We start from the raw sequence: 26,552 nt of genomic DNA, 5'->3' as shown, positions 1-26,552 counted from the left end.
GAAATTTGGTGCCTAGAAAAGGAAGTAGCGCTGCGCCATCGGCAGCACGTCGGACGGCTCGCAGGTGACATCCTCGCCGTCGACGCTCACCCGGTACGTTTCCGGATCCACCTCGATCTTCGGGGTGGCGCCGTTGTATTTCAGGTCCGCCTTCGTGAGGCTGCGGATGCCGGACACCGGCCGGATGACCTTCTGCAGTCCGAGCTCCGCCGGGACCCCGGCGTCGATCGCGGCCTGGGACAGGAAGGTGATGGAGGACTGCTGCAGGGCCTTGCCGTAGGCGGCGAACATCGGCCGCATGGTGCGCGGCTGCGGGGTGGGGATGGAGGCGTTGGCGTCGCCCATCAGCGCGTAGGCGATCTGCCCGCCCTTCAGCACCAGCTCCGGCTTCACCCCGAAGAACGCCGGGTCCCAGAGCACCAGGTCGGCGAACTTTCCGACCTCCACCGAGCCGATCGAGTCGGCCATGCCCTGCGCGATGGCCGGGTTGATGGTGTATTTCGCCACGTAGCGTTTCAGCCGGAAGTTGTCGCTGTCCGCGCCCCGGCCGGAGGCGGCGCCATGCACACCTCCCCCCGGGTCCTTGAGCACGCCGCGCTGCCGCTTCATCTTGTCGGCGACCTGCCAGGTGCGGATGATGACCTCGCCCACCCGACCCATGGCCTGCGAGTCCGAGGAGGTGATCGCGAAGATCCCCAGGTCCTGCAGCACGTCCTCGGCGGCGATGGTCTCGGCGCGGATGCGGGAGTCCGCGAATGCCACGTCCTCCGGGATGTCCGGGTTCAGGTGGTGGCAGACCATGAGCATGTCCAGATGCTCTTCGAGCGTGTTGCGGGTGTACGGCAGGGTGGGGTTGGTGGAGGCCGGCAGGACGTTGGGCAGCCCGGCGATCTTGATGATGTCCGGGGCGTGCCCGCCGCCGGCGCCCTCGGTGTGGAAGGTGTGGATCACGCGGCCGTCGATGGCCCGGATGGTGTCCTCCACGAAGCCGCACTCGTTCAGGGTGTCGGTGTGGATGGCCACCTGGACGTCGAACTGGTCCGCCACCCGCAGCGACGTGTCGATTGAAGAGGTTGTGGCGCCCCAGTCCTCATGGACTTTGAGCCCGATCGCGCCGGCGCGGATCTGCTCGGCAAGGGGCTCGACGGCGGACGCGTGGCCCTTGCCGAACAGGCCGATGTTGATCGGGAGACCTTCGGCGGCCTGCAGCATCCGCTGGATGTGCCATTTGCCGGGGGTGACGGTGGTGGCCTTGGTGCCCTCGGCCGGCCCGGTGCCGCCGCCGATCATCGTGGTCACGCCGCTGCACAGGGCGGCGGGGACCTGGTCCGGGGAGATGAAGTGGATGTGGGAGTCCACACCGCCGGCGGTCAGGATTTTCCGCTCGCCGGCGATGATCTCGGTGCTGGCGCCGATCACGATGTCCACCCCGTCGGTGATCTGCGGGTTCCCGGCTTTGCCGATCCGGAAAATGTGCCCGTCGCGGAGCGCGACGTCGGCCTTGTAGATCCCGGTGTAGTCCAGCACCACCACGTTGGTGATCACGGTGTCGGGAACTCCGCCGCCGGAACCGACACCGCCGAAACCAGTACTGCCGTCCCCGTCCCTGGTGGCCTGGCCGTTCTGACCCATGCCGTCGCGGATCACCTTGCCGCCGCCGAACACCACTTCCTCGCCGTAGACGGTGAGGTCCTTCTCGATTTCGAGGAACAGTTCGGTGTCGGCGAGGCGGATGGCGTCGCCCGTCGTCGGGCCGTACAGGTCCGCATATTGCCTGCGGGACAGTTCGAAGCTCATGTGCCTGCTCCTTTAACCGGGGCCAGCGTATTCGGGCCAAGCGTTCCGTTGACCGCGTTGCTGAGGCCGTAGACCTCGCGCCGGCCGGCGAGTTCGATCAGCCGGACCGTCCTGCTGTCCCCCGGCTCGAACCGGGCCGCCGTGCCCGCCGGGATGTCCAGCCGCCGGCCGTAGGCGGACTGCCGGTCGAATGTCAGGGCGGCGTTCGCTTCGGCGAAGTGGAAGTGTGAGCCCACCTGCACGGGCCGGTCGCCGGTGTTGGTCACGACGACGTCGATCGCGTCACGGCCCGCGTTGAGCAGGACGGGACGGGGGCTGAGGACGTATTCTCCGGGAATCATCTCAGCTGCCTTAACGGATCGGATCGTGGACGGTGACGAGCTTGGTGCCGTCCGGGAACGTGGCTTCGATCTGGACGTCGTGGATCATCTCCGGCACGCCCTCCATCACGTCGTCGCGGCGGAGCAGCGTGGTGCCGTAGCTCATCAGCTCCGCGACGGTCCTGCCGTCCCGGGCGCCCTCGACCAGTTCATAGCTGATGATGGCCACTGCCTCCGGGAAGTTCAGTTTGAGCCCGCGCGACTGGCGGCGGCGGGCGAGGTCGGCCGCGACCACGATCATGAGCTTTTCCTGCTCACGGGGCAGAAGATGCATGACGGAATCCCTTCATCACCGGGCGTTCGCGGGCCTGGCGGCGCCGCGGTGTTGCCAGCGTAGACGGGGAACGTTTCCTGCATGTTACCGGCGTCACAATGTGCGGTGCCGGCGGCGGCCGATCTCGTGCGAGGCAGCGCCATCGACCTCGGCACCAGCCACGATTGGTAGGCTTGACGGATGAAACTTCGCCTCACTGCCCTGTCCGCTGCCGCCCTCCTGATCGCCCTGACCGGCTGCGGCCCGGTGCAGGACGCCGCGAACAAGGCGGTCAGCGACGGGGCATCCCAGGTTGCGACCGCGGCTGCCGGTGAAGTGAAGAAGCAGGCCTGCACCCTTGTGGAGGACGGCCTGGTCAGCGTCCAGGACAAGGAACTGCTGGGCGGTCTGGTGGCCGGCGCGGACACTGCGGGTGTTCCCGCCGAGATCACCACGCCGCTGCGACAGATCGCCGATTCCGGCGACCAGGTTCCGGCCGAATCGGTCAAGGCCCTGCAGGACGCCTGCGCCCAGTAGCCCCTCGCGGGTCGGGCTGCCGCCTAGCGCTTGCCCTTCTTCCGTGACCCCTTGCCGCGGCCCTTGTCCGGGTTCGGCGCGTAGCGCTGCGCGACCTTGGGCTTCTTGACCGCAGGTCCCCGGCGGTCCGGCTTCGGCTCCTTCTTCGGCTTCCCCTGCTGCGCGGAGGGCTGGCGTGAGCTCGCGGCGGTGCGGCCGCGGACGATCCCGATGAACTCCTCAATCACCTCGTCCGTGCTGTCACTGGGCCACGCCAGGGCGATTTCCGTGGTGGGCGCCCCGGTCAGCCGGCGCGCCACGGTGTCTTTGACGTTGAAGTGGCGGGCCACGGACATCGGTAGGATCACCAGGCCGGCACCGGTAGCCACCAGCTGCAGGGCAAGTTCCGGGCCGCCGAGTTCCGCCACGTCCAGGAACTTCTCCTGGCCGAGGTCGGCAAGGTCCACTTCCTCGAACAAGGAGATCTCGTGTCCCTTGGGTGCAACCACCACGGGCTGCTCCTCGTAGAGCGGGATCACGTTCAGGCCCTCGCGCTCCACCGGCAGCCGGACGAAGCTCAGTTCCGCGGACCCGTCGCGCAGTACCGTGAGCTGCGCGCCGTCGTCGGACATAAAGGAGTGCAGCGGAACGTCCGGCATCCGCTCTTCCCAGCGCCGGGTCCACTTGCCCGGGGTCACGCCGGGGACGTAGGCGAACCGCAACTCCCGCGCTGCTGCTTCGGCCGGGACACCGGCGGTTTCGTCGGGGGTCTGGGGTGTTTCTTCTGCTGCTGACACATGTTCACAGTACCGCCCGGGCTGGCGTAGGCTTCCGCCCGGCGGGCTGTTTGGTGCTGGTTTGGTGCCCCGCCGGATACCCTTGAAGCATGACCTCTGCAAACTCCCAGTCCATGAAGCCGGCCACCGTTGCCAAGAAGCTTGGCATCTACCTGCCCGCAACACCCCAGGAGTTCCAGGATTCGGAAATCAGCCGCGCCGACTTTGCCGAGCTCCAGGCCAACCCACCGGAGTGGCTGGCGGAGCTTCGCCGCAACGGCCCGCACCCCCGTCCGGTGGTTGCGCAGAAGCTGAACGTCTCCATCAGCGGCCTCGCCCGCGGCGGCGTTGAGGGAGCGCTGACGACGGCGGAAATCACCGCGCTGCTGCAGGCTCCCCCGGCATGGCTGGTCGCCGAACGCTCCACCCACGCCGCCGTCCGCGCCGAGGCGCAGCGGGTCAAGGACGATTCCGCGAAGAAGGACGCCAAGAAGGCACGCACCGCGGCCGAGTAGTAGCGTCAAGGACGCGGTCGCAACCCAGGCCGGCTGCCGACGCCGGCCGGCTCCTGGTACGGATCAGTCCCGGTTCAGTCCTGGTGGAGTTGCACGTAGTTCCCGCACCCGTCGTCGAACACCGCCGTCGTCCCCCCGGGACCGACGGACGGCTCGCCCTGGAAGATGACTCCCTTGGCCGTGAGCCGCTTGAACTCCGCGCGGACATCGGTCACCCCGAAGACGATCGCGGGCAGCCCGGCGTCGTGGCATCCGTTCATGTAGGCGGCCCCGATCGGGTTGTCGCTGGGCTCCAGCAGCAGCCCGACGGTTCCGCCGCCGGCTCCGGCCGGGTCCTTCACGATGAACAGATTGTGCTCCGGGAGGGCCATCAGGCTCTCGAAGCCCAGGATTCCGGTGTAGAACTCGAAGGCGGCAGAGGGGTCTTTGACGTGGATGCTGCACATTTTCAGTCGCATGGGGCATACGCTACGCCGGGACGTACCCGAGTGGGAACCGGACCGCGCGGCGGCCGCCGCACCATTGGCTGCACCATTGACGGCCCGCGTCGGATGGATTCCAATGGAATCAGCGGAACCTCGCCCGCCCCGGGCAGGATCCCTGGAGGTGTTGGAATGCCGTCCCTGTTTGAACCCGTCCCCTTCCCGGCAGTGCAATTGCTTGCCCTGGCCGCCGTGATCGTCTGCGCGGCGGGGGCCTCCGTCTATTCGCTCCGGAAGCATCTGGCCGACGACGACGGCCTGCCGGACGCCGTCTTCTGGGACGGTTTCGCCGGGTTCGCCATCGTTGCGCCGGCCGTCATCCTGCCCGCCCTGGTGGCCCCGTGGGCCGGGCTCATCCTCAGTGTCGTCGCCGTGGGCGCGGCGGCTGCCTCGTATCTTTGGACCCCCCGGGTCTTCAGCTGGCAGGCGGGCCGGCGCTTCTCCCGGGAGACGGCTGCAAGGAACGAGGAGGCCACCTCCCGGCACCGCAGTGCCCTGGCCAGATGGCAGCGTTATGAACTGGACCCCGCGCACACCATCGACTTCCCAGCCATGAGTGACCCGCGGCAGCCGGAAACGGCGGCCCTGATCCGGGCGATGAAGGCCGCGGAACGCCTGCGCAGCGGCACCGACGCCGGCTACGCCCCCGCGGTTGACCGGTTGGAACGGGCCCTCGTCGACGCCGAGCGGGCCGCCGGTGTCCGCCACGACGCCCCGACCAGCACCGCCGGATTCCCCGGCCCGGATCCGGTCCTGGGCTGACGTATCCTGCATTCCACCGGCTTGGCCTTGTCTCTGCGCTCCACAGTCACCCCTGGAAGGAAGCACCATGACAGACATCACCATCATCGGCAGCGGCAACATGGCACGGGCGATCGGAACCCGCGTTGTGGCAGCCGGCCGGACACTCCAGATCCTGGACCGGACCCCGGAGCACGCGGCCACACTCGCAGCCGAACTGGGTGGTGACGCGACATCCGGAAGCCTGGGCGACATCCCGGACGGGGACATCGTGGTGCTGGCCCTCTACTACGGCCCGGCCAGGGAAGTTGCAACTCACTACGGCGACACCCTGAGCGGCAAGACCGTCGTGGACATCAGCAACCCGATCAATACGGAGACCTTCGATTCCCTGCTGGTCGAACCGGGGTCCTCGGCCGCCGAGGAAATCGCGGCCCTGCTGCCGGGGGCAAACGTCGTCAAGGCATTCAACACCACCTTCCCCGGACCGCTGACGGCTGGAGCGACGGGCGGCCTGGCGCTGGACGTCTTCATCGCCTCCGACTCCGAGGAGGCCGGCAACCAGGTCGCCTCGTTTGCGGCTGCGGCCGGGCTCCGGCCCTTGCGGGTCGGCGGGCTACGGCATGCCCGGGAGCTGGAGGGCTTCCAGCTCCTCGTGATGGCTCTTCAGGCCAACCCGGCGTACGAATCGTTCAACTGGGCCACCGGGCTGAAGATCATCGACTGACTGCCGCCTAGAGTTCGACCGTGCCGCTTTCGCCCACGCTCATCCGGCTGTTCAGGACCTTGGACTTGACCCACTGCAGCACCGTCGCGGCGGTTCCGCCGGGGCTGGTCCAGTATTCGGCGGAGTCCGAGTCGACGTGGAGGAGTACCACCTCGGGGGTGTCCGGGCCGTCCGGGAACCACGCCTCGACCATCTGGTTCCAGAGCTCGTGGATCTTCTGGCGGTCGGTGACGACTTCTGCCGTTCCGGCCACCGACACCCATTCCGTTCGTTTGCCGAAGGAGACGTTCACGCCCGGGTGTGCGCGGACGTGGGCGACCTGGGAGGTGGTGGCCGAGGTGAAGAACCACATGTCGCCGTCGTCCTTCACGTCCTGGACAGCCAGCGGACGGCTGACCAGTGCGCCGTCTTCGTTGACGGTGGTGAACATCCCGATCCGCGAATCGTTGATGATGTCCGTAACTTTGCTGATGCTCTCTGCGTCCGACATGCTGTCACCTCGTTCTGGTTCCAAACAGGGGAAGGTCCCCCTCCCGCCAGCCTATTGGTAAGTGTGCTTACTTTCCAATGGCTGGCGGAAGGAGGACCTTCCCGGTTCGTAGCTGCCGGGGTCACTATCCCTGACGCAGGATTTGGCCCTTGAAGAACTCCGGGCGGATTCTGGCCATGACCAGCATGAGCACCACGCCCAGCAGGATCACGCCCATGCCCAGGATGAACACCAGGCCAACGCCGCCGACGGACGATCCGGAGCCGTACGCCGGGTCCATGGAGTCGTAGGCGGTCTTGAAGAACATCACCAGCAGGATGACGCCGCCCAGGAGTGGTGACAGGAACTTGAAGAAGAACGCCTGGGCCCCGCTGAACGCCTCGGCGCGGAAGAACCAGACGCAGGCCAGGGCGGTGATGCCGTAGTAGAAGCAGATCATCATGCCGAGCGCAGTGATGGTGTCCCACAAAGCGTTCTCGGAGGTGGTCCGGGTGATCACATAGAACCCCGCCGCGGCGATGGCCGCAGCGATGGTCGCGTAGCTCGGCGACTTGAAGGTCGGGCTGATCCTGCCGAACTTCGCCGGCAGGGCCTTGTAGTGGCCCATTGCGAGCAGCGTCCGGGCCGGCGAAACAAACGTCGACTGCAGGGACGCGGCCGAGCTGCTCAGGATGGACAGGGACATCAGGATGGCGAAGGGTCCCATCACCGGTCCGGCGAGGACGGCAAAGATGCTGCCCTGGTTTTCGGGGTTTCCGGCGCCCAGTCCCTCCTGGCCGATGCCGGCGAACGCCAGCGTGGCCAGGGCGACGGTCATGTAGATGATCACGATGACCAGCACGGTGACGGTGGCCGCGCGGCCCGGGGTCTTTTCCGGGTTGCGGGTTTCCTCGTTCATGGTCAGGGTGACGTCCCAGCCCCAGTAAATGAAGATTGAAAGCGAGACGCCGGCGGCGAAGGCCGAGAAGGATCCGACGGCGAACGGGTTGAACCACTCGGGTGTGATCGCGGTGGCGTCGAAGGCGGTGCCGTTGGCCACGTGGCTGAAGGCGGCGACGGCGAACCAGCCGAGGACAAAGAGCTGGAACGCGACCAGCACATACTGCACGCCCTTGGTGGTTTCCATGCCGCGGTAGGAGATCCAGCAGGCCAGCGCGATGAAGACCAGCGTGGTGGCGATGTTCAGCGGCAGGTTCAGGGTCAGGTCAGCCAGTTCCGGATTGCCGAACAGCTGGGCCAGCATGAGGTAGAAGAAGTCCACCGCCACGGCCGCCAGGTTGGACAGCACGATGTTCGTCGCGGCGATCAGGCCCCAGCCGCCCATCCAGCCCATCCACGGGCCGAAGGCGCGCGATGCCCACGTGAAGGAGGTTCCGGCGTCGGGCATGGCGTTGTTCAGTTCCCGGTAGCCGAAGGCCACCAGCAGCATCGGAATGAAGCCCACCAGGAAGATCGCGGGCAGCTGGACCCCGACCTCCGCGACCGTCGGGCCAAGGGCAGCTGTCAGGGTGTAGGCCGGGGCAATGCAGGACACGCCGATGACGACGGCACCGATCAGGCCAACGGATCCGGCCTTGAGGCCCTTGGCGCTCAGTCCTGCGTGGGGGTCGTGCGAGGTTTTCGCAGCCACGTGTTCGGTGCTCATTGGAGTGCCTCTCGGGAAGTGTCAGTAGAGGTTGCGGGGTTTTCGGGCTTGAGTTCATATCCGCTGGGAACCACCAGCATCGGCACCGGCAGGGCACGCAGGATCCGGTTCGCCGTGCTGCCCAGGAAGATGGAGCGCGGCTGGGCCAGCCGGCTGGAGCCGATCACCAAAACCTCGCCGTCTTCCCAGGCGAGGCCGTCCACGGCCTCCTCGATGCTCCGCCCCTGCGCAACCACCACTTCCGTGGTGGCCGCCAACGGGATGCCTTCCGGGCTGACCGGCGCGGCAGCCGCGACCGACTTCTCCGCGTGTTCGCGGGCGGCCCCAACCGCCGCGGCCGGGTCGCCGCCGTCGACCGCCAGCAGGGAGACCACCCGCAACGGGACCTTCCGGTTCGCCGCCATGCCAAGGGCGAAGTCCAGCAGCTTCCCGGCTCCCGCCCGGGTGCCGAGCCCGCAACTGATCCGGGTCAGGGCATCCTTGCGGTGGTAGCCGTGGGGTGCCAGCGCCACCGGGACGGTTGACGCGTGCAGCAGCGCGCTGGCCACCGAACCGATGCTGAACCGCTTGAACAGCCCTGAGCTGGTTGCCCCGATGACCAGGATGTCGGCCCCGAGTTCCTCAGCCGCCTCAATCAGCGCGTGGGCATCCGAGTCACCGGTGCGGAGGTGCCCACGCGCCGGCACGTCTGCCGGAACGAGGGCGAGGGCCTCGTCAAGCCACTGGCATGCCTGCTCGTTCAGGAGCTTTTCGAACCCGGCTTTGGGTGCATGGGCGGCGGCGAACTGCTGGACTTCGGGTACCACCAGCACCAGCACCAGGTCCAGGCTGGCCCCCCGGCCCCGCGCCAGTGCGACGGCCAGATTTACCGCGTCGCGGCCTCTGGCATTGGCTGAATACCCCACTACGTAACGCATCTGGCCGGTCCTCTCTGAACTGTCGGGCGGGTTGGGGTGGAACGGATCATCTCGGTATGCGATCAGTTGGGTGCGACGGACGTGCGGTCTGCCGCTGCCACGATCCGGGCTGCCGTGTGGCGTCCCATCCGGACGGCGCCGTCGACGTGCTGGTAGCCCTCGGCGGCCAGGTCGGAGGAGGACCAGTAGATCGGGCCCACCGGCGCGTGCTGGTCCTTGCCGTAGCGGTGCAGTCCGCCAAGGTCGTAGCTGGCGGCGTAGGCGCCGCGGGTCCACTCTTCGGAGCCCCAGTCCGACTCGTAGTAGACCTCCGGCTCGAGGGCTTTGGCCCCCAGGAATTCGGCGATCGAGCCGAGGATGGCGCGACGGCGGTCCTCGGCGCTGAGCTCGAACATGGCATCGGCCTTCTCGTCCGAGACGAAGCCGACCAGGGTGCCGCGGGGGTCTTCGTGGTTGGTGTTGTCGTAGACCTCCTGGACCAGGGCGCCGGCACCGAAGCAGGTTCCGGAGAGGCCATCCCCGCGCCAGAACGGGGTGCTGTAGACCGCGTGCACTTTGATGACCAGGCCCAGCGACTGGTGCTGGTGCATCTGGTGCTGGCGCCGCGGCAGCGGCGGGTTGAAGGAGACCCGGGAATAGAGGTTCGGCGGCACAGCCATGATCACGAAGCGCGCGTTCACGGTGGCCCGATCCGAGACGGCGGTTACGCGGTGCCCGGCATCCGTTGCGTCTGGTCCGCCGATTCCGTCGGCGGATGCCGGCGCCCAGGTGATGCTCCGCACCGGGCTGTCCAGCACGACGTCGTCACCCAGTTCGGCGGCGAGCAGCTCGGAAACCTGCTGCATGCCGCCGATGACGCGCTTGTCGAGGATGAAGTCCTCATCGGTGAGGTGGCTGAAGGACCCGGCGGAGGCCGCCATCAGCACCGCCTGCAGGGCGGAGAAAGCGTGCGCGGGTTTGGTCAGCATGCCGCCGGCGATGAAGAGGCCGATGTTGTTGCAGGCTTCCTCGTCCGCGGAGTTCTCACGCAGCCAGTGGTGGAAGGAGATGGTGTCCAGCTCGCGGGCCTTGGGATGCGCCCACGGCTCGGTCGGGCCGATCTCGGCCGCGAGGGCGTCAAGCAGGACGGTGAGCTTGTCCATCTCGGCGGCGGTGGTCCCGCCCACCGGGAATGTGTCGCCGGTATATAGGGTGCGCCTGCCGTCGGAGCCGATGTAGACGGACTCGCCTTCGCGGTAACGGGAGTAGGTTTTCAGGCCGAGTTCGTCGAGAAGCGCCAGCAGTTCGGTCTGGTCCGGTGAGACCCACTGGCCGCCGATTTCCAGCAGGGCGCCGTCGATTGTGTCGGTCCAGGTGCGGCCGCCGACGCGGTCGCGGGCCTCCAGGACGGCCACGCTCAGGCCGGCTTTCTGCAGTTCCCGGGCGGCGGTCAGCCCGGCAGGGCCCGCGCCGACGATGACGACGTCGCGATCAAGTTCCAGCATGATGTCCTCTCTGTGCCCGCGGAAGTGATGCGGACCACTAAATGAATGCCATTCATTTAGACTCGACTATAGACCCTTCGGGTGCGCCAGGGAAGACCTCACGTCCAAGAATTTCCGCGGGTGAGTTCGGGGGAGAATGGGAGGACCCCACCGACAGCAGAGAGGCCAGGAATGCCGGCATCAATCAGCGCCCCAGCGGATCCCCATGAGGACGCCACACCGCGACGCCGGGTGGGCAGGCCCGCCGCAGCGGTCCTTGACCAGGACGGCATTACCGCCGCGGCGCTGCAGCTGATCGGCAAGAGCGGCTATGACGGCTTTACGATGGCCGCCCTGGCGCGGACGCTGAACGTGGCGCCGTCGGCCCTGTACAACCACGTCTCGTCCAAAAGGGATGTGCTGGTCCTGGTCCAGGACCACCTGACCTCGTTCGTTGACGTGTCCGCCTTCGCGTCCGAACCGTGGGACCGGGCTGTGCGCAGCTGGGCGTGGAGCTATCGAGACGTGTTTTCCAAGCACACGCCGCTGATCCCGGTGATCGCGGTGCTCCCGGTGGCCGACGCGCCCAAAACGCTGGCCCTGTATGAGGCCGTCAGCGCCGGCTTCAGCCGCGCGGGTTTCCCGCAGGGACGGATCGTTTCCGCGATCGTGGCCCTGGAGTCCTTCATCTTTGGCTCGGCCTATGACGTCACGGCCCCGGCGGACATTTTTGACTCGGGGAGCATGGCGGAGTCGACGCCGAACTTCACCGCCGCGGTCACGGAACAGGACCTGGAAGGCTATGAGAAGCCCGCCGACGTCGCCTTCAACCTGGGCCTCGAGGCGATGATCGCGCACTTCGGCGCGCTGCGCGGCTAGCCGCGGCACTCCTCCGGTGCGCTGCCTGGGCTCTGCCCCAGCAAGCCCAGCTAGCCAGGAGCAACGCGGGGTCAGCTAGCGCCGATAAACCACCCAGGAATGGGCGCTGAGTGACCCCGCGTTGGTGTCCGGAGGATTCGGGCGGGCCTCGCCATGACGGGGGCGGTTGGTGGTTACGGGGTGTCGGCGGATGTGGGTTAAGAAAAAAGAACCCCGGCCTGAAGACCGGGGTTCTTTCATTTGCGTGCGCGAGGGGGGATTTGAACCCCCACGCCCTTTCGGACACTGGCACCTGAAGCCAGCGCGTCTGCCGTTCCGCCACTCGCGCGCAACTTCTTCCACTCAATTATTGGTCCGGAATCCGGGCCGCCAACCTCGTAAAAGCAGCGAGATCAAGCATAACGGACAACTGCGGCAAAACACCAATCGGTACCCGCAGCGACGGTATCCGGCCGCTGCTTGCGCTCCAATCGGGAACCCTGCGCCACCCGAATGCCGCCTCTTGGCGCCGGCTGGAGGCCCTCCCCGGCGGTGCGGGCGGGGCGATGTCAGCGCATGTCAGGGCCCGTCGGCGGCAATTTTCCGGCACGGAGCCGCGATGCGAATTAAGGCCATTCCCAGACTCGCCCAGTAGTATCTGATGTAGGAGTGCCCGCTGATGGCGGGCTCCCGCAGATTTGGGAAACCGAGTTCCGGAACGAACGCTGTCCTGCAGCCGTCACGAAAGGAGAAGGACCATGGGATTGCTGGACAAAGTCGAGCGCGGCATCGAAAAGGCCGTCCGCGGGGTCTTCTCCACCGGTTCTCGCGCCCAGGTTGAGCCGGTCGAGATCGCCAGTCACCTTCGCCGCCAGGTGGACCACAAGGCGATCACCATTGCCGCCGGGCGGACCCTCGCCCCGAATGTCTTCGACGTCCTCCTCAGTGACAGCGATTTCGAGCGGGCCCAGGAGTGGGGTACCCCGCTTGCCGAGGAACTGTGCGACGTCGTCATCAACCACGTGCGTAGCCAGGGCTACACGCTCCAAGGTCCCGTGCGGATCAGTTTCCGCCGTGACGAGGAACGCCGCGCCGGGGACTTCGAAATCAAGTCCCGGACCGAAAAGTCCCCATCCCCTTCCGCGCCTGCACAGCCGGCGGCGCACCCCGGCCTGCCGGCCGCGCCGACGCGCCTGCCTTCCCGGATGCAGCCGGTGCTCGACATCGACGGGCAGCGTTACTCGCTGAACGCGCCGTCGATCATTCTGGGACGGTCTTCCGACGCCGACATCCTTATTGACGACACGGGCGTTTCCCGCCGCCATCTGGAAATCCGCACGGGCCCGGGCGTCGCCCAGGCCTTCGATCTGGGTTCAACGAACGGCAGCTACGTCAACGGCCACAAGATCGTGGGCTCTTCTGAACTCACCGATGGCTCCACGATCACGATGGGACGTACCAAGATCATCTTCCGCCTTTTGTCCGCGAGCCCAGGTGGCCGCCGATGAGTGAACTGACCATCACTGCCCTGCGCTTTGGCTTCCTCCTGCTCCTCTGGGTCATGATCTTCAGCATCGTGGCCGCCATGCGCCGGGACCTGATGATCGGCCGCAAGGCTGCTGCGGGCGCCCCGACGGCCCGGGAGGTGCGCAAAAATCCGGCGCTGGCCGAATCGGCCGCCCCCGTCAGGCAGCAGCCCCGCCAGCTGGTTGTGACCGAAGGCCCCCTCAAGGGCACCACGATCCCGCTCGCAGCGAGCCCCATTCTGCTGGGCCGCGCCCAGGAAGCCACCCTGGTGCTGGAGGACGACTATGCCTCCGGCCGGCACGCCCGCCTGTTCCCGCAGGGCAGCCGCTGGTTCATTGAGGACCTTGGCTCGACGAACGGCACGTATCTTGCCGATCAGCAGCTCACCAGGGCACTGCCCGTTGAGCTGGGTGTCCCCGTGAGAATCGGCAAGACGGTCATCGAATTGAGGCCGTAGCCGTGGCTACCCCGAATGTTCCCGCAGACAAGTCCGATGGCAAAACACCGGCCCCGCTGCGCCCGCTGATCATGCGCTATGCCGCGCGTTCCGACGTCGGCCGTGTGCGCGCCAAGAACGACGACTCCGCCTACGTTGGCCGCCACCTCGCCGTCGTCGCCGACGGCATGGGTGGACACGCCGGCGGCGATGTCGCTTCGGCCGCCACGGTGCTGGACATGATCCATCTCGACAAGGATGACTACGACGGCGACGCCGGCACCGTCCTGGCCGACGAGATCCAAACCGCGAACTCACTGCTTTCCGAACTTGTCCACATGAATCCCAAGCTGGCCGGGATGGGCACCACCGTCACGGCCCTGCTGCTGGCCGAAGGCAAGCTGCACTTCGCCCACATCGGCGATTCCCGTGCCTACCGGCTCCGCAACGGCGAATTCGAACAGGTCAGCATCGACCACACCTTCGTGCAGCGCCTCATCGATGAAGGCCGGCTCCGCCCCGAAGAAGCGGAAACCCACCCGCACAAGAACGTCCTCATGCGCGTCCTCGGCGACGTGGACGCCAGCCCTGAGCTGGACCTGGCAACCCTCGACGTCGAACCGGGTGAACGCTGGCTGCTCTGTTCCGACGGGCTGAATTACGTCGCGGGCCATGTCGTGGAACGCACCGTCAGGGAGACGCCCGACCTGCGTGAATGCGCGGAACTGCTGGTTGACCTCACCCTCGAGGCAGGCGCTCCGGACAACGTCACCGTTGTCATGCTGGAAATCGCCGAGCAGACAACCGACGACGTGCGGACAGCCGCCGTCGAAATCGTTCCGCGCCCGTCGACTTCCACCGTGGAGGCCGTGGTTTCCGATAAAGCTGCCCGCCAGGCCGGAAGCACCCTTGGGGCAGCGAATAGTCCCGGCGCCCGGCCGGCGGTCAACGACGGCGGCGCGGCAGACGGAGAGCAGGCCGGCAGTGCCGGCGGAGACGGCGGAAAATCAGAGCCGGTGTCCTCCACCGACCCGCACCTTGGCGAGCACCTGACCGCCGAAGTGCTCCGCGAGGACCTCGCCAGCCGTCCCCATGAACTCGTGGGCGCCGCCGCCACCGCCGCGGAAACCGGATCCATCCCCACCATCGCCGGACGCACCCTGGCCCGCCGGGCGGCGACCGTGCTGACCCACAAGTCGGAACAGGCCAGGGACGACTCAGAGGACTACAGGCCTGCCCGCCCGCCGCGCCGCTGGGTGACCGTCGCCATCGCTGCCTCCATCCTGGCGCTTCTCGCGCTGGGTCTGTGGCTCGGCTACGCCTGGACCCAGACGCGGTACTACATCGGAGAGAAAGACCAGCACGTCGCCATCTTCAACGGGGTCTCACAGCGCCTGGGGCCCATCCAGCTTTCCACCCTCGAAACGGTGACCGATATCCGGATGTCAGATCTGCCCGAATTTTCCCAGCAGCGGGTGCGCCAGACCGTGCCGGCCCGGGACCTGTATGACGCCCAGCGCATCGTCAAGAATCTTGAGCGCACCGGAACCACGTCCCCCGCCGAGGACTGCATCACCCCGTCCCCGACACCGCCCCCCGCTACCCCGGACGCAACGGCGACCCCCGACGCCTCGGCAGGTCAGGTGCCACCAGCAACCCCGGGGGAAACGGCGAGTCCGGACGCCGCCTCTTCGGCCACGCCGACTCCTACGCTGCCCTTCTGCGAGGTCGGCAAATGACCCCCATCGATCCCACGCCCAGGCCGCGGCGCAACGTTGAACTGGTGCTTCTGGTGCTCGCCCTCGCTGTCGGCATTGGCGCCAACGCCCTTGTCGGGGTGGATCAGCAGAAGGCTTTCGACGCCGACTTCTGGTTCCAGTCGAGCCTGCTCGCCGCCGCAGCCCTGGCGTTCCACATAGTGCTTCGGATCCGCGCGAAATATGCCGATCCAGTAATACTTCCGCTGGTGGTGGCGCTCAACGGTCTCGGCCTCGCCATGATCCACCGGCTCGACCGCGTCGGGGAGGACACGGGCAACAACCAGCTGCGCTGGACCCTGGTGGCGATGGCGGTTTCGATCGCGGTCATCTGGTTTCTCAAGGACCACCGGATCCTCCGCCGCTTCACCTACATCTCCCTGGCGGTCAGTGCGGTCCTGCTGATCCTGCCTCTTGTGCCGGGCATCTCCGCCGGTGAAATCCTCGGCGCCCGGGTCTGGATCCAGTTCGGCTCGATGACCTTCCAGCCCGGTGAAATCGCCAAGATCACACTCGCTATATTCTTTGCCGGGTATCTTTCCTCCAACCGGGACCTCATCCTGCTGGCCGGGCGGAAAGTCGGCCCGCTTCAGTTCCCGCGGTTCAAGGACATGGGTCCCATGCTCGCTGCCTGGCTCGTGAGCATCGGGGTGCTGATCTTTCAGCGGGATCTGGGCTCCTCCATCCTGTTTTTCGGGCTCTTCCTCGTGATGATCTATGTCGCCACGAGCCGCATCAGCTGGGTGATTATCGGCGTCGCACTTATGGCCGCCGGCGGCTTCGTTGCCTCGCGGGTTTTCTCGCACGTCGGCCTCCGGATCGATGGTTGGCTCAACGCCTTCACCGACGAGGTCTATGGGAGGGAATTCGGCGGCAGCCTGCAAATTGTCGAGGGCTTGTTCGGTATGGCCAACGGGGGTCTGGTTGGCACCGGGCTCGGCCAGGGTCGTCCCAACCTGGTTCCCTTCGCCAACAGCGACATGATCATTGCCTCCTTCGGTGAGGAACTGGGGCTGATTGGTCTCTTCGCGATCGTCCTGATGTACCTGCTGCTCTTCACCCGCGGCTTCCGGGCGGCGCTCGGGACCCGGGACGCTTTCGGGAAGCTGCTCGCCACTGGACTCTCCTTCGCCGTTGCCCTGCAGTGCTTCGTGGTGATTGGCGGCGTCACCAGGCTCATCCCGCTCACCGGCCTCACCACCCCCTTCCTCGCTGCGGGTGGCTCCTCGCTGCTGGCAAACTGGATCATCGTGGGCCTGCTGCTGATGATCTCGCACACGGCCCGCGGCCCGGTGGACACCACACCGTTGGCCCCCGGCGAAGAACCCGATCCACGGAAAGAAACTCCTGCCATGCCCTCGAAGCCGGCCGCCGTCCCCGGCACCGGACGTAACAGTCCGGACGCCCCTACGGAGGCGGTGAAGCTGTGAACCAAGCCATTCGCAATGCCTGGATCGCCGCGATCGCGATGTTCGTGCTGATTTTCGGTGCCCTCAGCTATGTCCAGGTCGTCGGCGCGGACGAGCTGGAGGCCAATGCCTGGAACAAACGCACCCTGCTGCAGAACTACTGCAACGACCGCGGCGCGATCATTGTCGGCGGCACCCCGGTGGCCGAGTCCGTGGCCGCCGAGGAGAGCTGCATGTTCCAGCGCACCTACACGCAGCCGGAGCCCTATGCCGGGATCACGGGGTATTTCTCCCGGAGCTACGGCGTAACCGGGCTGGAGAAGACGATGAACAAAGAGCTCGCGGGCAGCTCGGACCAACAGTTCCTGGACCGGGTCGGCCAGCTCTTCCTGGGCAACCAGCCCAAGGGCGCCTCGGTGGAGCTCACGCTCGACCCCAAAATCCAGAAGCTCGCCTACGACCTCATCCCGGCCGGCCAGCGCGGGTCGATCGTGGTGACCAACCCAAAAACCGGTGCGATTATCGCGATGGTGTCCAGGCCCTCCTACGACCCCAATCTGATCGCCACCCAGGACCCGGCGGCGGAGGCCGCCAATTTCGCGGAGCTGAACAAGGTCCCTGGAATCAACCTGAACCAGAACGTCAGCGGACCCACCGGGGCGCTGCTGGCACCGGGCTCCGTCTTCAAGCTCGTCGACACGGCAGCCGCTCTCAGCTCGGGCAAGTACAACAAGGACAGCATCCTGCCCAACCCGGCGGAAATGTCGTTCCCGGGGATCCAGTACAAGCTGCCCAACTACGCCGGCGGCAACTGCTATACCCGCGACACGGCGAGTTTTTCCTTCGCCCTGCAGCAGTCCTGCAACACGCCGTTCGCCAGCATCGCCCTGGATCTCGGGCAACAGGCCATAACGGACCAGGCCAAGAAGTTCGGTTTCGGCCAGGACTTTGGCGACCAGCTGAAACTGGACTCCGCCCCGAGTTTCTTCCCGGTCGAACCGCTGGATGACGCCAGCCTGGCGCAGTCGTCGATCGGCCAGCGCGATGTCCGGGCCACGCCGCTCCAGATCAACCAAATGACGGCGGCGATCGCCAACGGCGGAGTTCAGATGCAGCCGAACCTGATCAAGGCCGTCCGCTCGCCGGACCTGCGGCCCATCAGCGAGCCGAAGCCCCAGGTACTGCAGACCTCCACGACGCCGGAGATCGCCCGGCAGATCAACGAGTGGATGGTCAGCGTTGTGAGTGACGGCATCGGCCGCGGGGCGGCCGTATCCGGCGTCAAGGTGGCCGGCAAGACCGGTACCGCTGAACTTGGCAACGGTCTCAACAACTCATGGTTTACCGGGTTCGCCCCGGCGAATGACCCGCAGGTGGCTGTCACGATTGTCATGGAAGGCGTGGACATCACCACCGGCGCAAAGCTAACCAGTCCGAACGCAAAGAAGATTTTTGAGGCGGTGTTGAACAAGTGAGGCCTTCATCAGGAATCACCCTCGGCGGCAGGTTCCAGCTGACCACACGTATTGCGATCGGCGGTATGGGGGAAGTCTGGAAAGCCAAGGACCTGATCCTTGGCCGCATCGTCGCCATCAAGGTGCTTAAAGAGGAATACACCGGCGATCCCGGGTTCCTCCAGCGCTTCCGCGCCGAAGCCCGCCACACCGCGCTGCTGAACCACGTAGGAATTGCCAATGTCTTTGACTACGGCGAGGAAGAAGGTTCCGCCTACCTCGTTATGGAGTTGGTCCCGGGCCAGCCGCTGAGCAGCATCATCGAACACGAACAGGTGCTGTCCCCGGACCGCACGCTGTCCATGATCGCCCAGACGGCGCGCGCCCTCTCCGCCGCCCACGCCCAGGGCCTGGTCCACCGCGACGTCAAGCCCGGCAACCTGCTGATCACGCCGGACGGCCGGGTCAAGGTGACGGACTTCGGCATCGCCCGCCTTGCGGACCAGGTCCCGCTCACCCAGACCGGTCAGGTAATGGGCACCGCCCAGTACCTGGCCCCGGAGCAGGCCACTGGACAGTTGGCCACCGGCGCTTCGGACATCTACGCCCTCGGCGTGATCGGCTACGAGTGCCTCACCGGACACCGCCCGTTCTCCGGCGAATCCCAGATAGCCATCGCGCTGGCACAGGTCAATGACGCGCCGCCGCCGCTGCCGGAAACACTGCCGAAGCCGGTCCGCGCCCTGCTGATGTCCATGCTGGCCAAGGACCCCAAAAACCGCCCGGCCGACGCCCTCAAACTCTCCGCAGCCGCCGAAGCCATCCGCAACGGTGATATTGAAGCCGCGCACGCCGCCGTCCCGGGCATGCTCCTTTTCGAGGCGGCCACCGGCCCCATCACCGCGCCGGTGGACATCCCCACGGCCGCCACCGGTGTCATCAGTGCGGCGGACCGCTCGACGTCGGCCACCTCGGCCTTGCCCGTCGTCGGCGCCGCCGGCGCGGGCGCCGCAGCGGGGCTCGCTGCCGGGGCGGCCGCCGCCAGCGCGTACGGAGCCCGCAACACCCTGTCGCGGGCCGACGCCCTCGCGGCGGAACGCGACTGGGTGCAGGAGGACGACGACTATGACGACGAGCCGGCCGATCAGCCGGAACGCCGCGGCCGCAGCCCCTGGACCTGGCCGCTGATTGCCCTGATCCTGCTGGTGCTGTTCTCCCTGGTTGGCTTCATGCTCACCCAGGCCGGAATCCTGTTCCCGCAGTCACCCGCGAGCAGCAGCTCTGTCGCCAGCAGCTCCAGCGCGGCGCCGACCAGTACCAGCGCCTCCCCGACCTCCTCGAGCGCCAGCCCAACCAGCAGTTCCGCGACCCCCACCCAGTCCACTCCGGCCGCGATCAATTTGATTCCGGACGCCTATAAAGGCCGGGCCTTCAACGTCGTCCGCACGGAGCTCAACAACATGGGCCTGCAGGTCAAGGGCGAACCCGTATTTGACCCCTCCGCACCCAATACGGTCATCGACATCAACCCCTCGGGCCCCGTCCAGAAGGGTGACCTGATCACGGTGGCATACTCCAAGGGCCCGGAAGTGGTCACTGTTCCGACACTGCAGTCCGGTGCCACCGAATCAGCCGTCCGGCAGGCCATCGAGGCTGCAGGACTGCGCTGGGCGACGGGCGCGCCTGTCGATCCTACGAGCAAAAAGGAAAAGGCCGGCACGTTCGTCAGCTCCGAGCCCGCCTCCGGCAGCAAGGTGCCCGCCGGTTCCCTCGTCACCTACCACCTGGCCAAGGACGCGGCCGTGGAATCAACGCCGAGTCCAACGGGATCGTAGGACACCATGTCAGAGTCAGCCCGCACCCCTTCCCACCGTGAGGAGGGCGGCCCCGTGAACACCCAGCGCGTCCTCAGCGGACGCTATGAGTTGGGTGAGCTGATCGGCCGCGGCGGCATGGCCGACGTTTTCCGCGGCACCGACACCCGCCTTGGACGCACTGTGGCCGTCAAGCTGCTGCGCCCCGACCTGGCCCGGGACCCCCAGTTCCAGGCCAGGTTCAAGCGGGAGGCGCAGGCGGTCGCCGCGCTGAACCATTCCTCGATCGTTGCCATCTATGACACCGGCGACGATGCGGTCCCCGGTGACCACGCGGACACAATCCGGGTGCCGTACATCGTGATGGAGTTCGTCAAGGGAACGACGATCCGGGACCTGATCCGGGCCAAAGAAGTCAGCATCGACCAGGCGATCGATTTCTCCCTGGGCGTGCTCGCCGCCCTGGACTACAGCCACAAGGCCGGAATCGTGCACCGCGATATCAAACCGGCGAATGTGATGTTCTGCCCGGATTCCAACAGCGTGAAGGTAATGGACTTCGGGATTGCCCGCGCCATGGCCGACTCATCAGCAACCATGACCCAAACCCAGGCCGTGGTTGGAACTGCCCAGTACCTGTCACCCGAGCAGGCCCGCGGCGAGACCGTAGACGCCCGCAGCGACCTCTACTCCGCCGGCTGCCTCCTCTACGAGATGCTGACCGGGCGTCCCCCGTTCATCGGCGACAGCCCCGTTTCCGTGGCCTACCAGCATGTGCGCGAAATCCCCGAACTCGCCAGCAGCCTGAATCCGGACATCTCCGAGGCTCTGGACAGTGTGCTGATGAAGGCCTTGCAGAAGAACCGTGCGGACCGTTTCCAGGATGCGGCAGCTTTCCGCCGCGCCCTGCGGGCAGCGCGCAGTGGTGTCGGTGTCGCCGCTCCGCTTGCCAGCGAGGCTCCCACCGATCCCCATGACACGGTCCCGACGCCGGACAGCGCACCGACGGCCGCTTTCTCGGTGACCGGTGCGAAGTTTCTCGACGACACCCCCTCGGGCCGGCTCCGGCCGGCCGACGACACGTTGGCGGATGATGACAACACCCTGATGGCCCACAGCGTCGCCTATGGCGCCGAGGATACCGGGAACCTGCCGCTGGTGCTGCCGCCAGGGCGTGAGCACACCGAGCGCCAGCGGTCCCGCCGCCGTACCTGGACCACTGCGCTGGTGCTCGTCACGGTCCTGGTACTGGCGGGCGGTGGCCTGTGGCTCTATAACCTGATGAACCAGGCGCCACCGCCGGTTGCCAAGGTCCTGGTGCCATCGGTGGCGTCGCTGACGGAGACTGAGGCCCTGCAGAAGCTCTACAACGCCGGGTTGAAACCCCAGCTCAACCGAATGCAGCACGAGACGATAGCCAAGGGCATCGCCGTCGGCACGGTCCCGGCAACAGGTGCCTCACTGGACCCCGATTCGGCCATCACTCTCAACATCTCTGAAGGCCCCAGCGTCATTACCATCCCGGCCGACCTGCCGGGGCGCACCGAGGCTGCCGCGCGAGATGTCCTGCGCCAGAAGGGTCTCGCCGGAGCCCCGGGCACCACCATGGCCAATCACCCCACAGCGCCGGCGGGCATCGTGATTACGACCAACCCTGCGCCGGGCCAGAATGTGGCCGCGGGCAGCACGGTGGAGCTCATCGTGTCCACCGGCAAGGTGGCGGTTCCCCAGCTCGTCGGGCTCCCGCTGGCCGAAGCGGAGGCGGCGCTGAAGGCCCTTGGCCTCGGCCTCAACGCCACGGAAGTGGAAAACTCGCAGGTGGAGCCGGGAAAGGTCACCGGGCAGGCTGACGCCGCAGAGGCCCTGGTGGAGCAGGGAAAGACGGTCACCGTCACCGTGGCCAAGGCTCCGCCGCCCCCGCCGGAACCGACCCCGACCCCTACTCCGACGCCGACCCCGACGTCCACTAAAGGCGACTAGGAAGGCCGGAGCTTTCCCCGGCCCTCTTTTGCGTTAGGGCTTAGCGCCTGCGCTAGTGCTTAATGAGCGGGCTTAGCGCCGCTGCACGCTGGGCCGCACCGGCCATGCCGAGGGATTCGAGCCAGTTCCCAAGCATCTGGTAGCCGCCTTCGGTCAGCACGGACTCCGGGTGGAACTGCACCCCGCAGAGCGGTGCGGTGCGGTGCTGCAGCCCCATCACCACCCCGGTCCCGGTTTCCGCCGTGATCTCCAGGACGTCCGGGATGCTCTCGCGGACAGCGGCAAGGGAATGGTAACGGGTGGCCGTGAAGGGCGAAGGCAGTCCGGCGAAGACACTGCCGCCGCGGTGCTCCACGAGGGACGTCTTGCCGTGCATCAGCTCCGGCGCATGCGTGACTGTTCCCCCGTAGGCTTCCGCCAGTGCCTGGTGGCCCAGGCAGACACCCAGCATTGGTTTGTTGTGGCTGCCGCACCACTTGATCAGCTCTATGCAGACCCCTGCTCCGGCGGGATTTCCCGGACCCGGCGAGATGAGGACGCCGTCGCGCGCTTCTGCGAGATCGATCGCCTCGGCCAGGGTGACGTCGTCGTTGCGGACCACCGTGGTCTCCGCGCCGAGCTCCTGAAGATACCCGACCAGGGTGTACACAAAGCTGTCGTAGTTGTCGACGACGAGGATCTTGGTTGTGCTCATGGGTGCCTTGCCGTACCAATCGTTGGTTCAGTGATTTACGGACACCCCTGCGGCCTGACGTACCGCTAGAATTGGCTCCGAATAAGAACTCAAACGTGACCAGGAGCGCGTTGACCGCCGGTGTATTCCTTCTTGCAGGATATCAAGCCAGGTCCCGCTCCTGTTCCAGCCGCCTAGGAGGACCCGTGCCCGAGTCAAAGCGCCGCAAAAGCACCACCCCCGCCACGACGCAGACTTCCACCGCCCGCGCGAACAAGCCGAACCCGGTCTGGTTCAAGCCGGTGATGTTCGGTCTGATGATCATCGGCCTCCTGTGGATCATCACCTTCTACATCAGCGAAGGCGCCCTTCCGGTCGCCGCCTGGGGATCGGGGAACATCGTCGCCGGCTTTGGTATCGCCATTATCGGATTCCTGATGACCACCCGCTGGCGCTCCTGACGCCCGCACGCAACTGAGGAAAGACCGGTACATCCTGTGTGCCGGTCTTTCGCGTTAACCCTGGAGCCTCCCGGCGGCGATAATGCTGTAACGAAGAAGATGAACCGAGGGAGTCCGTATGGCCGCAGTAACCGGATCGGTGATCGGCGACGACGGCCTGGCCCGTCCGCCCTGGGCGGCCGTGGATCCGATGCTCCAGGCCTACTATGACACCGAGTGGGGAATCCCGGTACGCGACGAGCAGGGCCTCTATGAGCGCATCAGCCTCGAGGCCTTCCAGGCTGGACTGTCCTGGGCCACCATTCTCCGGAAGCGGCCAGCGTTCCGGACCGCCTTCCACGGCTTTCATCCAGAGACCGTCGCCGCTTTCTCGGAAACGGATGTCGAGCGCCTGATGATGGATGCGGGAATCGTCCGCAACCGGCTTAAGATCCGGGCCGCCATTACCAATGCCCAGGCCACCATTGCCCTCAGGGACGACGGCGGACTGGTTGAGTTCGTGTGGTCCTTCCAGCCGGCATCCACGCCGGAGCCGTCCAACCACGGGGAGATCCCCACCACCTCGCCAGAGTCCGTCGCGCTGTCCAAGGCGCTGCGGAAGCGTGGCTTCGCTTTTGTCGGGCCCACGACGATGTATGCCCTGATGGAAGCGATCGGCATCGTCGACACCCACCTGCTGGACAGCCACCGCCGCGGCAGCTCAGGCATCTGGCCCCGCTGAGGCATCTGGGCTCTCTGCCCTTGCACTTCAGGTTTCTCGGCCCTTGCACTTCAGGTTCGCGGGCACCCTCAATTCTTCACTGCTGTGCACAAGTCGGTAAAAGTTATCCACATTTGTTGATAACTTCCTGCAGACGCACCTGCACAGGACTTATTTACCGGGCATAGTGGCCTTCAGGAGGGCGAACCCGGCATCAGTCTCTGGGCGCAGACCGTGGCATGAGTTATTAACATTGTGGATGGCCTGTGGATAAGTTCCCGTACGCGGCCATAATCCGTTAATTGGGTCTGCTGGTCCCCAACTTCTCCGACAACCCCGGTTCACCATGGACCGTGGCGAAGTTATCCACTTAACAACACGCCACTACCCACAACTTATCCACAGGTGGGGATAACCCTGCCGCCCGGGCGTGGTGAGGCCGCTTTCAGGGCCACCAGCGGCAAGTTTCGATGAACCACTTCGAGCTACAAGTTATTAACACTGTGAATAACCTTGTTGAAATCAGATTTGCTTCTACCTCCGGGATCGCTGCCAGGGCGGCCTAAGGCAGGGGTGTCCGCACCGTTTTATCGCCCTGATGGCTCCTGGATGACCGGTTGGGCCGGGTTTTCCACTTAACCACAGGACTGATCACAGGCTTTATCCACAATTGTGGAGATCTCCGGCAGCTCCGAACCAAAATCGCCAGTGCTGGCGCTCAGATCCGGAAGGCCTGCACGAACTACAGTCGTGTAAGTTACCAACAGTGTGGATAACGCCTGTGGAAAACTTTTCCAGTGACCGTAGGGGACCCCTTTTCCGGTGGGGCAACAACCGCGCATGCGGCAGCGGTGATTGTCTCGGCGGTCGGACCGTGTTGTGGAAAACGTGAATCATGCTGTGGAAAACCGCATTTCTGCCACGCAGTTACCTTCGCGTGGTGGTCGTAACGGCGCTCCCGCCAAATCGCCTCCACCCGTCAGTCCCCACTCGTTGGAACCCGCGTCCTTCTCGAGCTGGACCGGGCTCCGGCACCGGGCAACTGGGTCGGACCGTCGTCACCAGGTAACCGGGCTGGAGAGTCGTCACCCGTTAACTGGGATGGACGAAGAAAACCCCGCCATTGAGCATGCTCAGTGGCGGGGCCGTTTCGTGGTTGGGGGTAAGCAGATCGTCGGGATATGCGGCCGATGATGCGGCCGCCACGTCACCGATCCGTCACAGATGGCCGCAATGGAACGTCGAATAGCGGCCATCTGTGGCGAATGGCGTCCATGCTGCCGGCAGGTTTAGGCGATGGCCGCTCTGAAGGCGGTGGCGGCGACCAGGAGGGCGAATACGGCCACGAGGCCGCCGGCCTGGAGCAGGCCCTGCCGCGGACCGCGGGGTGTGTAGGCGATGACGGCAGCACACAGGCCGCCGGTGACCAGCCCGCCGAGGTGGGCCTGCCAGGCGATCTGGGGGACCATAAAACCGATGACTGCGTTTATGGCGATCAGGACCCAGAGTTGTCTGGTGTCGCCGCCGCGGTGCCGCTGGACCACCAGCATGGCGCCGAACAGGCCGAAGATCGCACCCGAGGCGCCGACCACGCCGCTCAGCGGTTGGCCTGGAATGTAGCCGGGGGTCAGCAGGAGGTAGCCGACGGAACCGCCCAGGGCGGAGATCAGGTAGACGGCCAGGAACCGGATGCGGCCCAGCAATGGTTCCAGCGCCTGACCGAAGATCCACAGCGTGTACATGTTCAGGACGATGTGCAGGATGAAGTCCTGTGAATGAAGGAAGGCAGAGGTCAGCATCCGCCACGGTTCGAAGACCCCGTACTCCGGGGTGGCGTACACGGTGGCGAACGCCAGGTTCTGGTAGATCCCGTCATTGGGGATCAGCCACTGCAGCACATAGATTACTGCGCAGACGGCGATGATCCCGACGGTGACCATGGGCTTGCCGGTGGCCACGGCGCCGCCGTAGACGGTCTTGACGTCCGGCGTCGTGCGTTTGGTTTCGTTGACACAGTCAACGCACTGGAATCCGACGGCGGCCGCCCGCTGGCAGTCGGGGCACGCAGGGCGCCCGCAGCGCTGGCAGCGCACATAGGCGGGCCGGTCCGGGTGCCGGGGGCACACCGGGATCTGCGCGGACGGCTCTGCCGCCGGAATTCCGTAGCTCATCGCTGGGCTTAGAGCTTTACTACATCAATGCTGTTGATGGTGACGTCCTCGACCGGGCGGTCGCCCATGCCCGTGCGGACACCCTCGATGGCGTCAACAACCTTCTTGGAGTCCTCGTCCGCCACTTCGCCGAAGATGCTGTGCTTGCCCTGCAGCCAGCCGGTGGGAATGGTGGTGATAAAGAACTGCGAGCCGTTGGTGCCGCGGCCCATCTGGATGCCGGCGTTCGCCATGGCCAGCTTGTACGGTTCGTTGAAGGTCAGTTCCGGGTGGATTTCATCGTCGAACTTGTAGCCCGGTCCGCCAACGCCGCGGCCCAAAGGATCGCCGGCCTGGATCATGAAGTCCTTGATGATCCGGTGGAAGATGGTGCCGTCATAGAGCGGCGTTCCGGTCTTGTCCTCGCCGGATTCCGGGTGGGTCCAGGCCTTCTCGCCGGTGGCCAGCCCGACGAAGTTCTCGACAGTCTTGGGGGCGTGGTTGCCGAAGAGGTTGACGACAATGTCGCCCAGGCTCGTGTGGATGGTTGCTTTTGCAGTTGCGATGGCAGTCATACGCCCCATTCTTCCACGACGGCCCGCTATAGAAAGGGCCGGTCCGCCAGTTCCGC

At 66.0% G+C, this 26,552-nt stretch carries 26 protein-coding genes and 1 tRNA gene; 14 read left to right on the top strand and 13 right to left on the bottom strand.

Annotated elements, in window-relative coordinates; translation table 11 throughout:
• Positions 1–12: 12 nt before the first annotated feature.
• The 3 genes from ureC to AC50X9_RS05230 are packed head-to-tail and all read right to left on the bottom strand — an operon-like array spanning position 13 to position 2,451.
• Positions 13–1,797: an urease subunit alpha gene (ureC, locus tag AC50X9_RS05240; protein ID WP_494891007.1), complete on the bottom strand. Its 1,785-nt coding sequence runs from the start codon at positions 1,795–1,797 to the stop codon at positions 13–15.
• Positions 1,794–2,138, bottom strand: a complete 345-nt coding sequence (locus tag AC50X9_RS05235; protein ID WP_494891005.1) for an urease subunit beta — start codon at positions 2,136–2,138, stop codon at positions 1,794–1,796. The genes ureC and AC50X9_RS05235 overlap by 4 nt, the downstream gene beginning before the upstream one ends.
• Positions 2,139–2,148: 10 nt before the next feature.
• The gene (locus tag AC50X9_RS05230) at positions 2,149–2,451 is read right to left on the bottom strand and encodes an urease subunit gamma (RefSeq protein WP_494891003.1); all 303 of its coding nucleotides are present in this window, start codon (positions 2,449–2,451) and stop codon (positions 2,149–2,151) included.
• Between the two features lie 180 nt (positions 2,452–2,631).
• Between AC50X9_RS05230 and AC50X9_RS05225 the strand changes: the two genes are divergently transcribed.
• Entirely contained in the window at positions 2,632–2,967 is a 336-nt protein-coding gene (locus AC50X9_RS05225; RefSeq protein ID WP_494891001.1) for a hypothetical protein, read from the top strand.
• A gap of 23 nt (positions 2,968–2,990) precedes the next feature.
• Here AC50X9_RS05225 and AC50X9_RS05220 read toward each other — a convergent pair whose 3' ends face one another.
• The gene (locus tag AC50X9_RS05220) at positions 2,991–3,743 is read right to left on the bottom strand and encodes a LysR family transcriptional regulator substrate-binding protein (protein ID WP_494890999.1); all 753 of its coding nucleotides are present in this window, start codon (positions 3,741–3,743) and stop codon (positions 2,991–2,993) included.
• 89 nt (positions 3,744–3,832) lie between these two features.
• Between AC50X9_RS05220 and AC50X9_RS05215 the strand changes: the two genes are divergently transcribed.
• Positions 3,833–4,237, top strand: a complete 405-nt coding sequence (locus AC50X9_RS05215; RefSeq protein ID WP_494890997.1) for a DUF5997 family protein — start codon at positions 3,833–3,835, stop codon at positions 4,235–4,237.
• Positions 4,238–4,311: 74 nt separating this feature from the next.
• Here AC50X9_RS05215 and AC50X9_RS05210 read toward each other — a convergent pair whose 3' ends face one another.
• Complete coding sequence (locus AC50X9_RS05210; RefSeq protein WP_494890995.1) at positions 4,312–4,695, bottom strand: VOC family protein; 384 nt, start codon at positions 4,693–4,695, stop codon at positions 4,312–4,314.
• Positions 4,696–4,851: 156 nt separating this feature from the next.
• Between AC50X9_RS05210 and AC50X9_RS05205 the strand changes: the two genes are divergently transcribed.
• Positions 4,852–5,481: a hypothetical protein gene (locus tag AC50X9_RS05205; RefSeq protein ID WP_494890993.1), complete on the top strand. Its 630-nt coding sequence runs from the start codon at positions 4,852–4,854 to the stop codon at positions 5,479–5,481.
• A gap of 67 nt (positions 5,482–5,548) precedes the next feature.
• Positions 5,549–6,187: an NADPH-dependent F420 reductase gene (locus AC50X9_RS05200; protein ID WP_494890991.1), complete on the top strand. Its 639-nt coding sequence runs from the start codon at positions 5,549–5,551 to the stop codon at positions 6,185–6,187.
• A gap of 7 nt (positions 6,188–6,194) precedes the next feature.
• Here AC50X9_RS05200 and AC50X9_RS05195 read toward each other — a convergent pair whose 3' ends face one another.
• The 4 genes from AC50X9_RS05195 to AC50X9_RS05180 form a co-directional block, all read right to left on the bottom strand.
• The gene (locus AC50X9_RS05195) at positions 6,195–6,677 is read right to left on the bottom strand and encodes a pyridoxamine 5'-phosphate oxidase family protein (protein WP_494890989.1); all 483 of its coding nucleotides are present in this window, start codon (positions 6,675–6,677) and stop codon (positions 6,195–6,197) included.
• Between the two features lie 124 nt (positions 6,678–6,801).
• A complete protein-coding gene (locus AC50X9_RS05190; RefSeq protein ID WP_494890987.1) occupies positions 6,802–8,322 on the bottom strand; it encodes an APC family permease in 1,521 nt (506 codons plus the stop codon).
• On the bottom strand, positions 8,319–9,239 hold the full coding sequence (locus AC50X9_RS05185; protein ID WP_494890985.1) for a universal stress protein: 921 nt from the start codon (positions 9,237–9,239) through the stop codon (positions 8,319–8,321). Before AC50X9_RS05185 ends, AC50X9_RS05190 begins: the two co-directional genes overlap by 4 nt.
• Before the next feature lie 62 nt (positions 9,240–9,301).
• Positions 9,302–10,723 carry a flavin monoamine oxidase family protein gene (locus AC50X9_RS05180; protein WP_494890983.1) on the bottom strand — a complete coding sequence of 474 codons (1,422 nt, stop codon included), beginning with the start codon at positions 10,721–10,723 and terminating at the stop codon, positions 9,302–9,304.
• Positions 10,724–10,894: 171 nt separating this feature from the next.
• Here AC50X9_RS05180 and AC50X9_RS05175 point away from each other — a divergent pair, with 171 nt between their 5' ends.
• Entirely contained in the window at positions 10,895–11,581 is a 687-nt protein-coding gene (locus AC50X9_RS05175; protein WP_494890981.1) for a TetR/AcrR family transcriptional regulator, read from the top strand.
• A gap of 245 nt (positions 11,582–11,826) precedes the next feature.
• On the opposite strand, the gene AC50X9_RS05170 is transcribed toward AC50X9_RS05175, so the two are convergent.
• Positions 11,827–11,909: transfer RNA gene (locus tag AC50X9_RS05170), tRNA-Leu, on the bottom strand.
• Between the two features lie 409 nt (positions 11,910–12,318).
• On the opposite strand from AC50X9_RS05170, the gene AC50X9_RS05165 reads away from it, so the two are divergent.
• From AC50X9_RS05165 to pknB, 7 genes are read left to right on the top strand one after another with little or no spacing between them, the layout of a single operon-like run.
• On the top strand, positions 12,319–13,068 hold the full coding sequence (locus tag AC50X9_RS05165; protein ID WP_494890979.1) for an FHA domain-containing protein: 750 nt from the start codon (positions 12,319–12,321) through the stop codon (positions 13,066–13,068).
• Positions 13,065–13,544, top strand: coding sequence for an FHA domain-containing protein FhaB/FipA (locus AC50X9_RS05160; protein WP_494890975.1), 480 nt, complete (start codon positions 13,065–13,067; stop codon positions 13,542–13,544). Before AC50X9_RS05165 ends, AC50X9_RS05160 begins: the two co-directional genes overlap by 4 nt.
• A gap of 2 nt (positions 13,545–13,546) precedes the next feature.
• Positions 13,547–15,262 (top strand): PP2C family protein-serine/threonine phosphatase, encoded by a 1,716-nt coding sequence (locus AC50X9_RS05155; RefSeq protein WP_494890970.1) that lies wholly within the window; start codon positions 13,547–13,549, stop codon positions 15,260–15,262.
• Positions 15,259–16,710 carry an FtsW/RodA/SpoVE family cell cycle protein gene (locus AC50X9_RS05150; RefSeq protein ID WP_494890961.1) on the top strand — a complete coding sequence of 484 codons (1,452 nt, stop codon included), beginning with the start codon at positions 15,259–15,261 and terminating at the stop codon, positions 16,708–16,710. The genes AC50X9_RS05155 and AC50X9_RS05150 overlap by 4 nt, the downstream gene beginning before the upstream one ends.
• Positions 16,707–18,164 carry a peptidoglycan D,D-transpeptidase FtsI family protein gene (locus AC50X9_RS05145; RefSeq protein WP_494890959.1) on the top strand — a complete coding sequence of 486 codons (1,458 nt, stop codon included), beginning with the start codon at positions 16,707–16,709 and terminating at the stop codon, positions 18,162–18,164. The genes AC50X9_RS05150 and AC50X9_RS05145 overlap by 4 nt, the downstream gene beginning before the upstream one ends.
• Entirely contained in the window at positions 18,161–19,978 is a 1,818-nt protein-coding gene (locus AC50X9_RS05140) for a protein kinase domain-containing protein (RefSeq protein WP_494890957.1), read from the top strand. The genes AC50X9_RS05145 and AC50X9_RS05140 overlap by 4 nt, the downstream gene beginning before the upstream one ends.
• A 6-nt stretch (positions 19,979–19,984) precedes the next feature.
• Positions 19,985–21,937, top strand: a complete 1,953-nt coding sequence (pknB, locus tag AC50X9_RS05135; RefSeq protein ID WP_494890955.1) for a Stk1 family PASTA domain-containing Ser/Thr kinase — start codon at positions 19,985–19,987, stop codon at positions 21,935–21,937.
• Between the two features lie 52 nt (positions 21,938–21,989).
• Here pknB and AC50X9_RS05130 read toward each other — a convergent pair whose 3' ends face one another.
• Entirely contained in the window at positions 21,990–22,631 is a 642-nt protein-coding gene (locus tag AC50X9_RS05130) for an aminodeoxychorismate/anthranilate synthase component II (protein WP_494890953.1), read from the bottom strand.
• Between the two features lie 185 nt (positions 22,632–22,816).
• Between AC50X9_RS05130 and AC50X9_RS05125 the strand changes: the two genes are divergently transcribed.
• Positions 22,817–23,071 carry a cell division protein CrgA gene (locus tag AC50X9_RS05125; RefSeq protein ID WP_494890951.1) on the top strand — a complete coding sequence of 85 codons (255 nt, stop codon included), beginning with the start codon at positions 22,817–22,819 and terminating at the stop codon, positions 23,069–23,071.
• 118 nt (positions 23,072–23,189) lie between these two features.
• Complete coding sequence (locus AC50X9_RS05120) at positions 23,190–23,792, top strand: DNA-3-methyladenine glycosylase I (RefSeq protein WP_494890949.1); 603 nt, start codon at positions 23,190–23,192, stop codon at positions 23,790–23,792.
• Between the two features lie 1,268 nt (positions 23,793–25,060).
• Here AC50X9_RS05120 and AC50X9_RS05115 read toward each other — a convergent pair.
• Both AC50X9_RS05115 and AC50X9_RS05110 read right to left on the bottom strand, forming a co-directional pair.
• Positions 25,061–25,942: a rhomboid family intramembrane serine protease gene (locus AC50X9_RS05115; RefSeq protein WP_494890947.1), complete on the bottom strand. Its 882-nt coding sequence runs from the start codon at positions 25,940–25,942 to the stop codon at positions 25,061–25,063.
• Positions 25,943–25,950: 8 nt separating this feature from the next.
• Entirely contained in the window at positions 25,951–26,496 is a 546-nt protein-coding gene (locus AC50X9_RS05110; protein WP_494890943.1) for a peptidylprolyl isomerase, read from the bottom strand.
• Between the last annotated feature and the right edge of the window lie 56 nt (positions 26,497–26,552).

The organism is Pseudarthrobacter sp. HLT1-3, assembly GCF_059383535.1.
The sequence above is the reverse complement of the archived record's forward strand: the minus strand, read 5'-3'. Positions and strand labels throughout refer to the sequence as shown.

Excerpts from the sequence above, each read along its gene's own strand:
- AC50X9_RS05180 (WP_494890983.1), bottom strand. The coding sequence starts at position 10,723 with ATGCTGGAACTTGATCGCGACGTCGTCATCGTCGGCGCGGGCCCTGCC.
- AC50X9_RS05150 (WP_494890961.1), top strand. The coding sequence starts at position 15,259 with ATGACCCCCATCGATCCCACGCCCAGGCCGCGGCGCAACGTTGAACTG.
- AC50X9_RS05230 (WP_494891003.1), bottom strand. The coding sequence starts at position 2,451 with ATGCATCTTCTGCCCCGTGAGCAGGAAAAGCTCATGATCGTGGTCGCG.
- AC50X9_RS05160 (WP_494890975.1), top strand. The coding sequence starts at position 13,065 with ATGAGTGAACTGACCATCACTGCCCTGCGCTTTGGCTTCCTCCTGCTC.
- AC50X9_RS05225 (WP_494891001.1), top strand. The coding sequence starts at position 2,632 with ATGAAACTTCGCCTCACTGCCCTGTCCGCTGCCGCCCTCCTGATCGCC.
- AC50X9_RS05235 (WP_494891005.1), bottom strand. The coding sequence starts at position 2,138 with ATGATTCCCGGAGAATACGTCCTCAGCCCCCGTCCCGTCCTGCTCAAC.
- AC50X9_RS05215 (WP_494890997.1), top strand. The coding sequence starts at position 3,833 with ATGACCTCTGCAAACTCCCAGTCCATGAAGCCGGCCACCGTTGCCAAG.
- AC50X9_RS05115 (WP_494890947.1), bottom strand. The coding sequence starts at position 25,942 with ATGAGCTACGGAATTCCGGCGGCAGAGCCGTCCGCGCAGATCCCGGTG.
- AC50X9_RS05190 (WP_494890987.1), bottom strand. The coding sequence starts at position 8,322 with ATGAGCACCGAACACGTGGCTGCGAAAACCTCGCACGACCCCCACGCA.
- AC50X9_RS05200 (WP_494890991.1), top strand. The coding sequence starts at position 5,549 with ATGACAGACATCACCATCATCGGCAGCGGCAACATGGCACGGGCGATC.
- AC50X9_RS05120 (WP_494890949.1), top strand. The coding sequence starts at position 23,190 with ATGGCCGCAGTAACCGGATCGGTGATCGGCGACGACGGCCTGGCCCGT.
- AC50X9_RS05210 (WP_494890995.1), bottom strand. The coding sequence starts at position 4,695 with ATGCGACTGAAAATGTGCAGCATCCACGTCAAAGACCCCTCTGCCGCC.
- AC50X9_RS05195 (WP_494890989.1), bottom strand. The coding sequence starts at position 6,677 with ATGTCGGACGCAGAGAGCATCAGCAAAGTTACGGACATCATCAACGAT.
- AC50X9_RS05205 (WP_494890993.1), top strand. The coding sequence starts at position 4,852 with ATGCCGTCCCTGTTTGAACCCGTCCCCTTCCCGGCAGTGCAATTGCTT.
- AC50X9_RS05165 (WP_494890979.1), top strand. The coding sequence starts at position 12,319 with ATGGGATTGCTGGACAAAGTCGAGCGCGGCATCGAAAAGGCCGTCCGC.
- pknB (WP_494890955.1), top strand. The coding sequence starts at position 19,985 with ATGTCAGAGTCAGCCCGCACCCCTTCCCACCGTGAGGAGGGCGGCCCC.
- AC50X9_RS05130 (WP_494890953.1), bottom strand. The coding sequence starts at position 22,631 with ATGAGCACAACCAAGATCCTCGTCGTCGACAACTACGACAGCTTTGTG.
- AC50X9_RS05185 (WP_494890985.1), bottom strand. The coding sequence starts at position 9,239 with ATGCGTTACGTAGTGGGGTATTCAGCCAATGCCAGAGGCCGCGACGCG.
- AC50X9_RS05110 (WP_494890943.1), bottom strand. The coding sequence starts at position 26,496 with ATGACTGCCATCGCAACTGCAAAAGCAACCATCCACACGAGCCTGGGC.
- AC50X9_RS05175 (WP_494890981.1), top strand. The coding sequence starts at position 10,895 with ATGCCGGCATCAATCAGCGCCCCAGCGGATCCCCATGAGGACGCCACA.
- ureC (WP_494891007.1), bottom strand. The coding sequence starts at position 1,797 with ATGAGCTTCGAACTGTCCCGCAGGCAATATGCGGACCTGTACGGCCCG.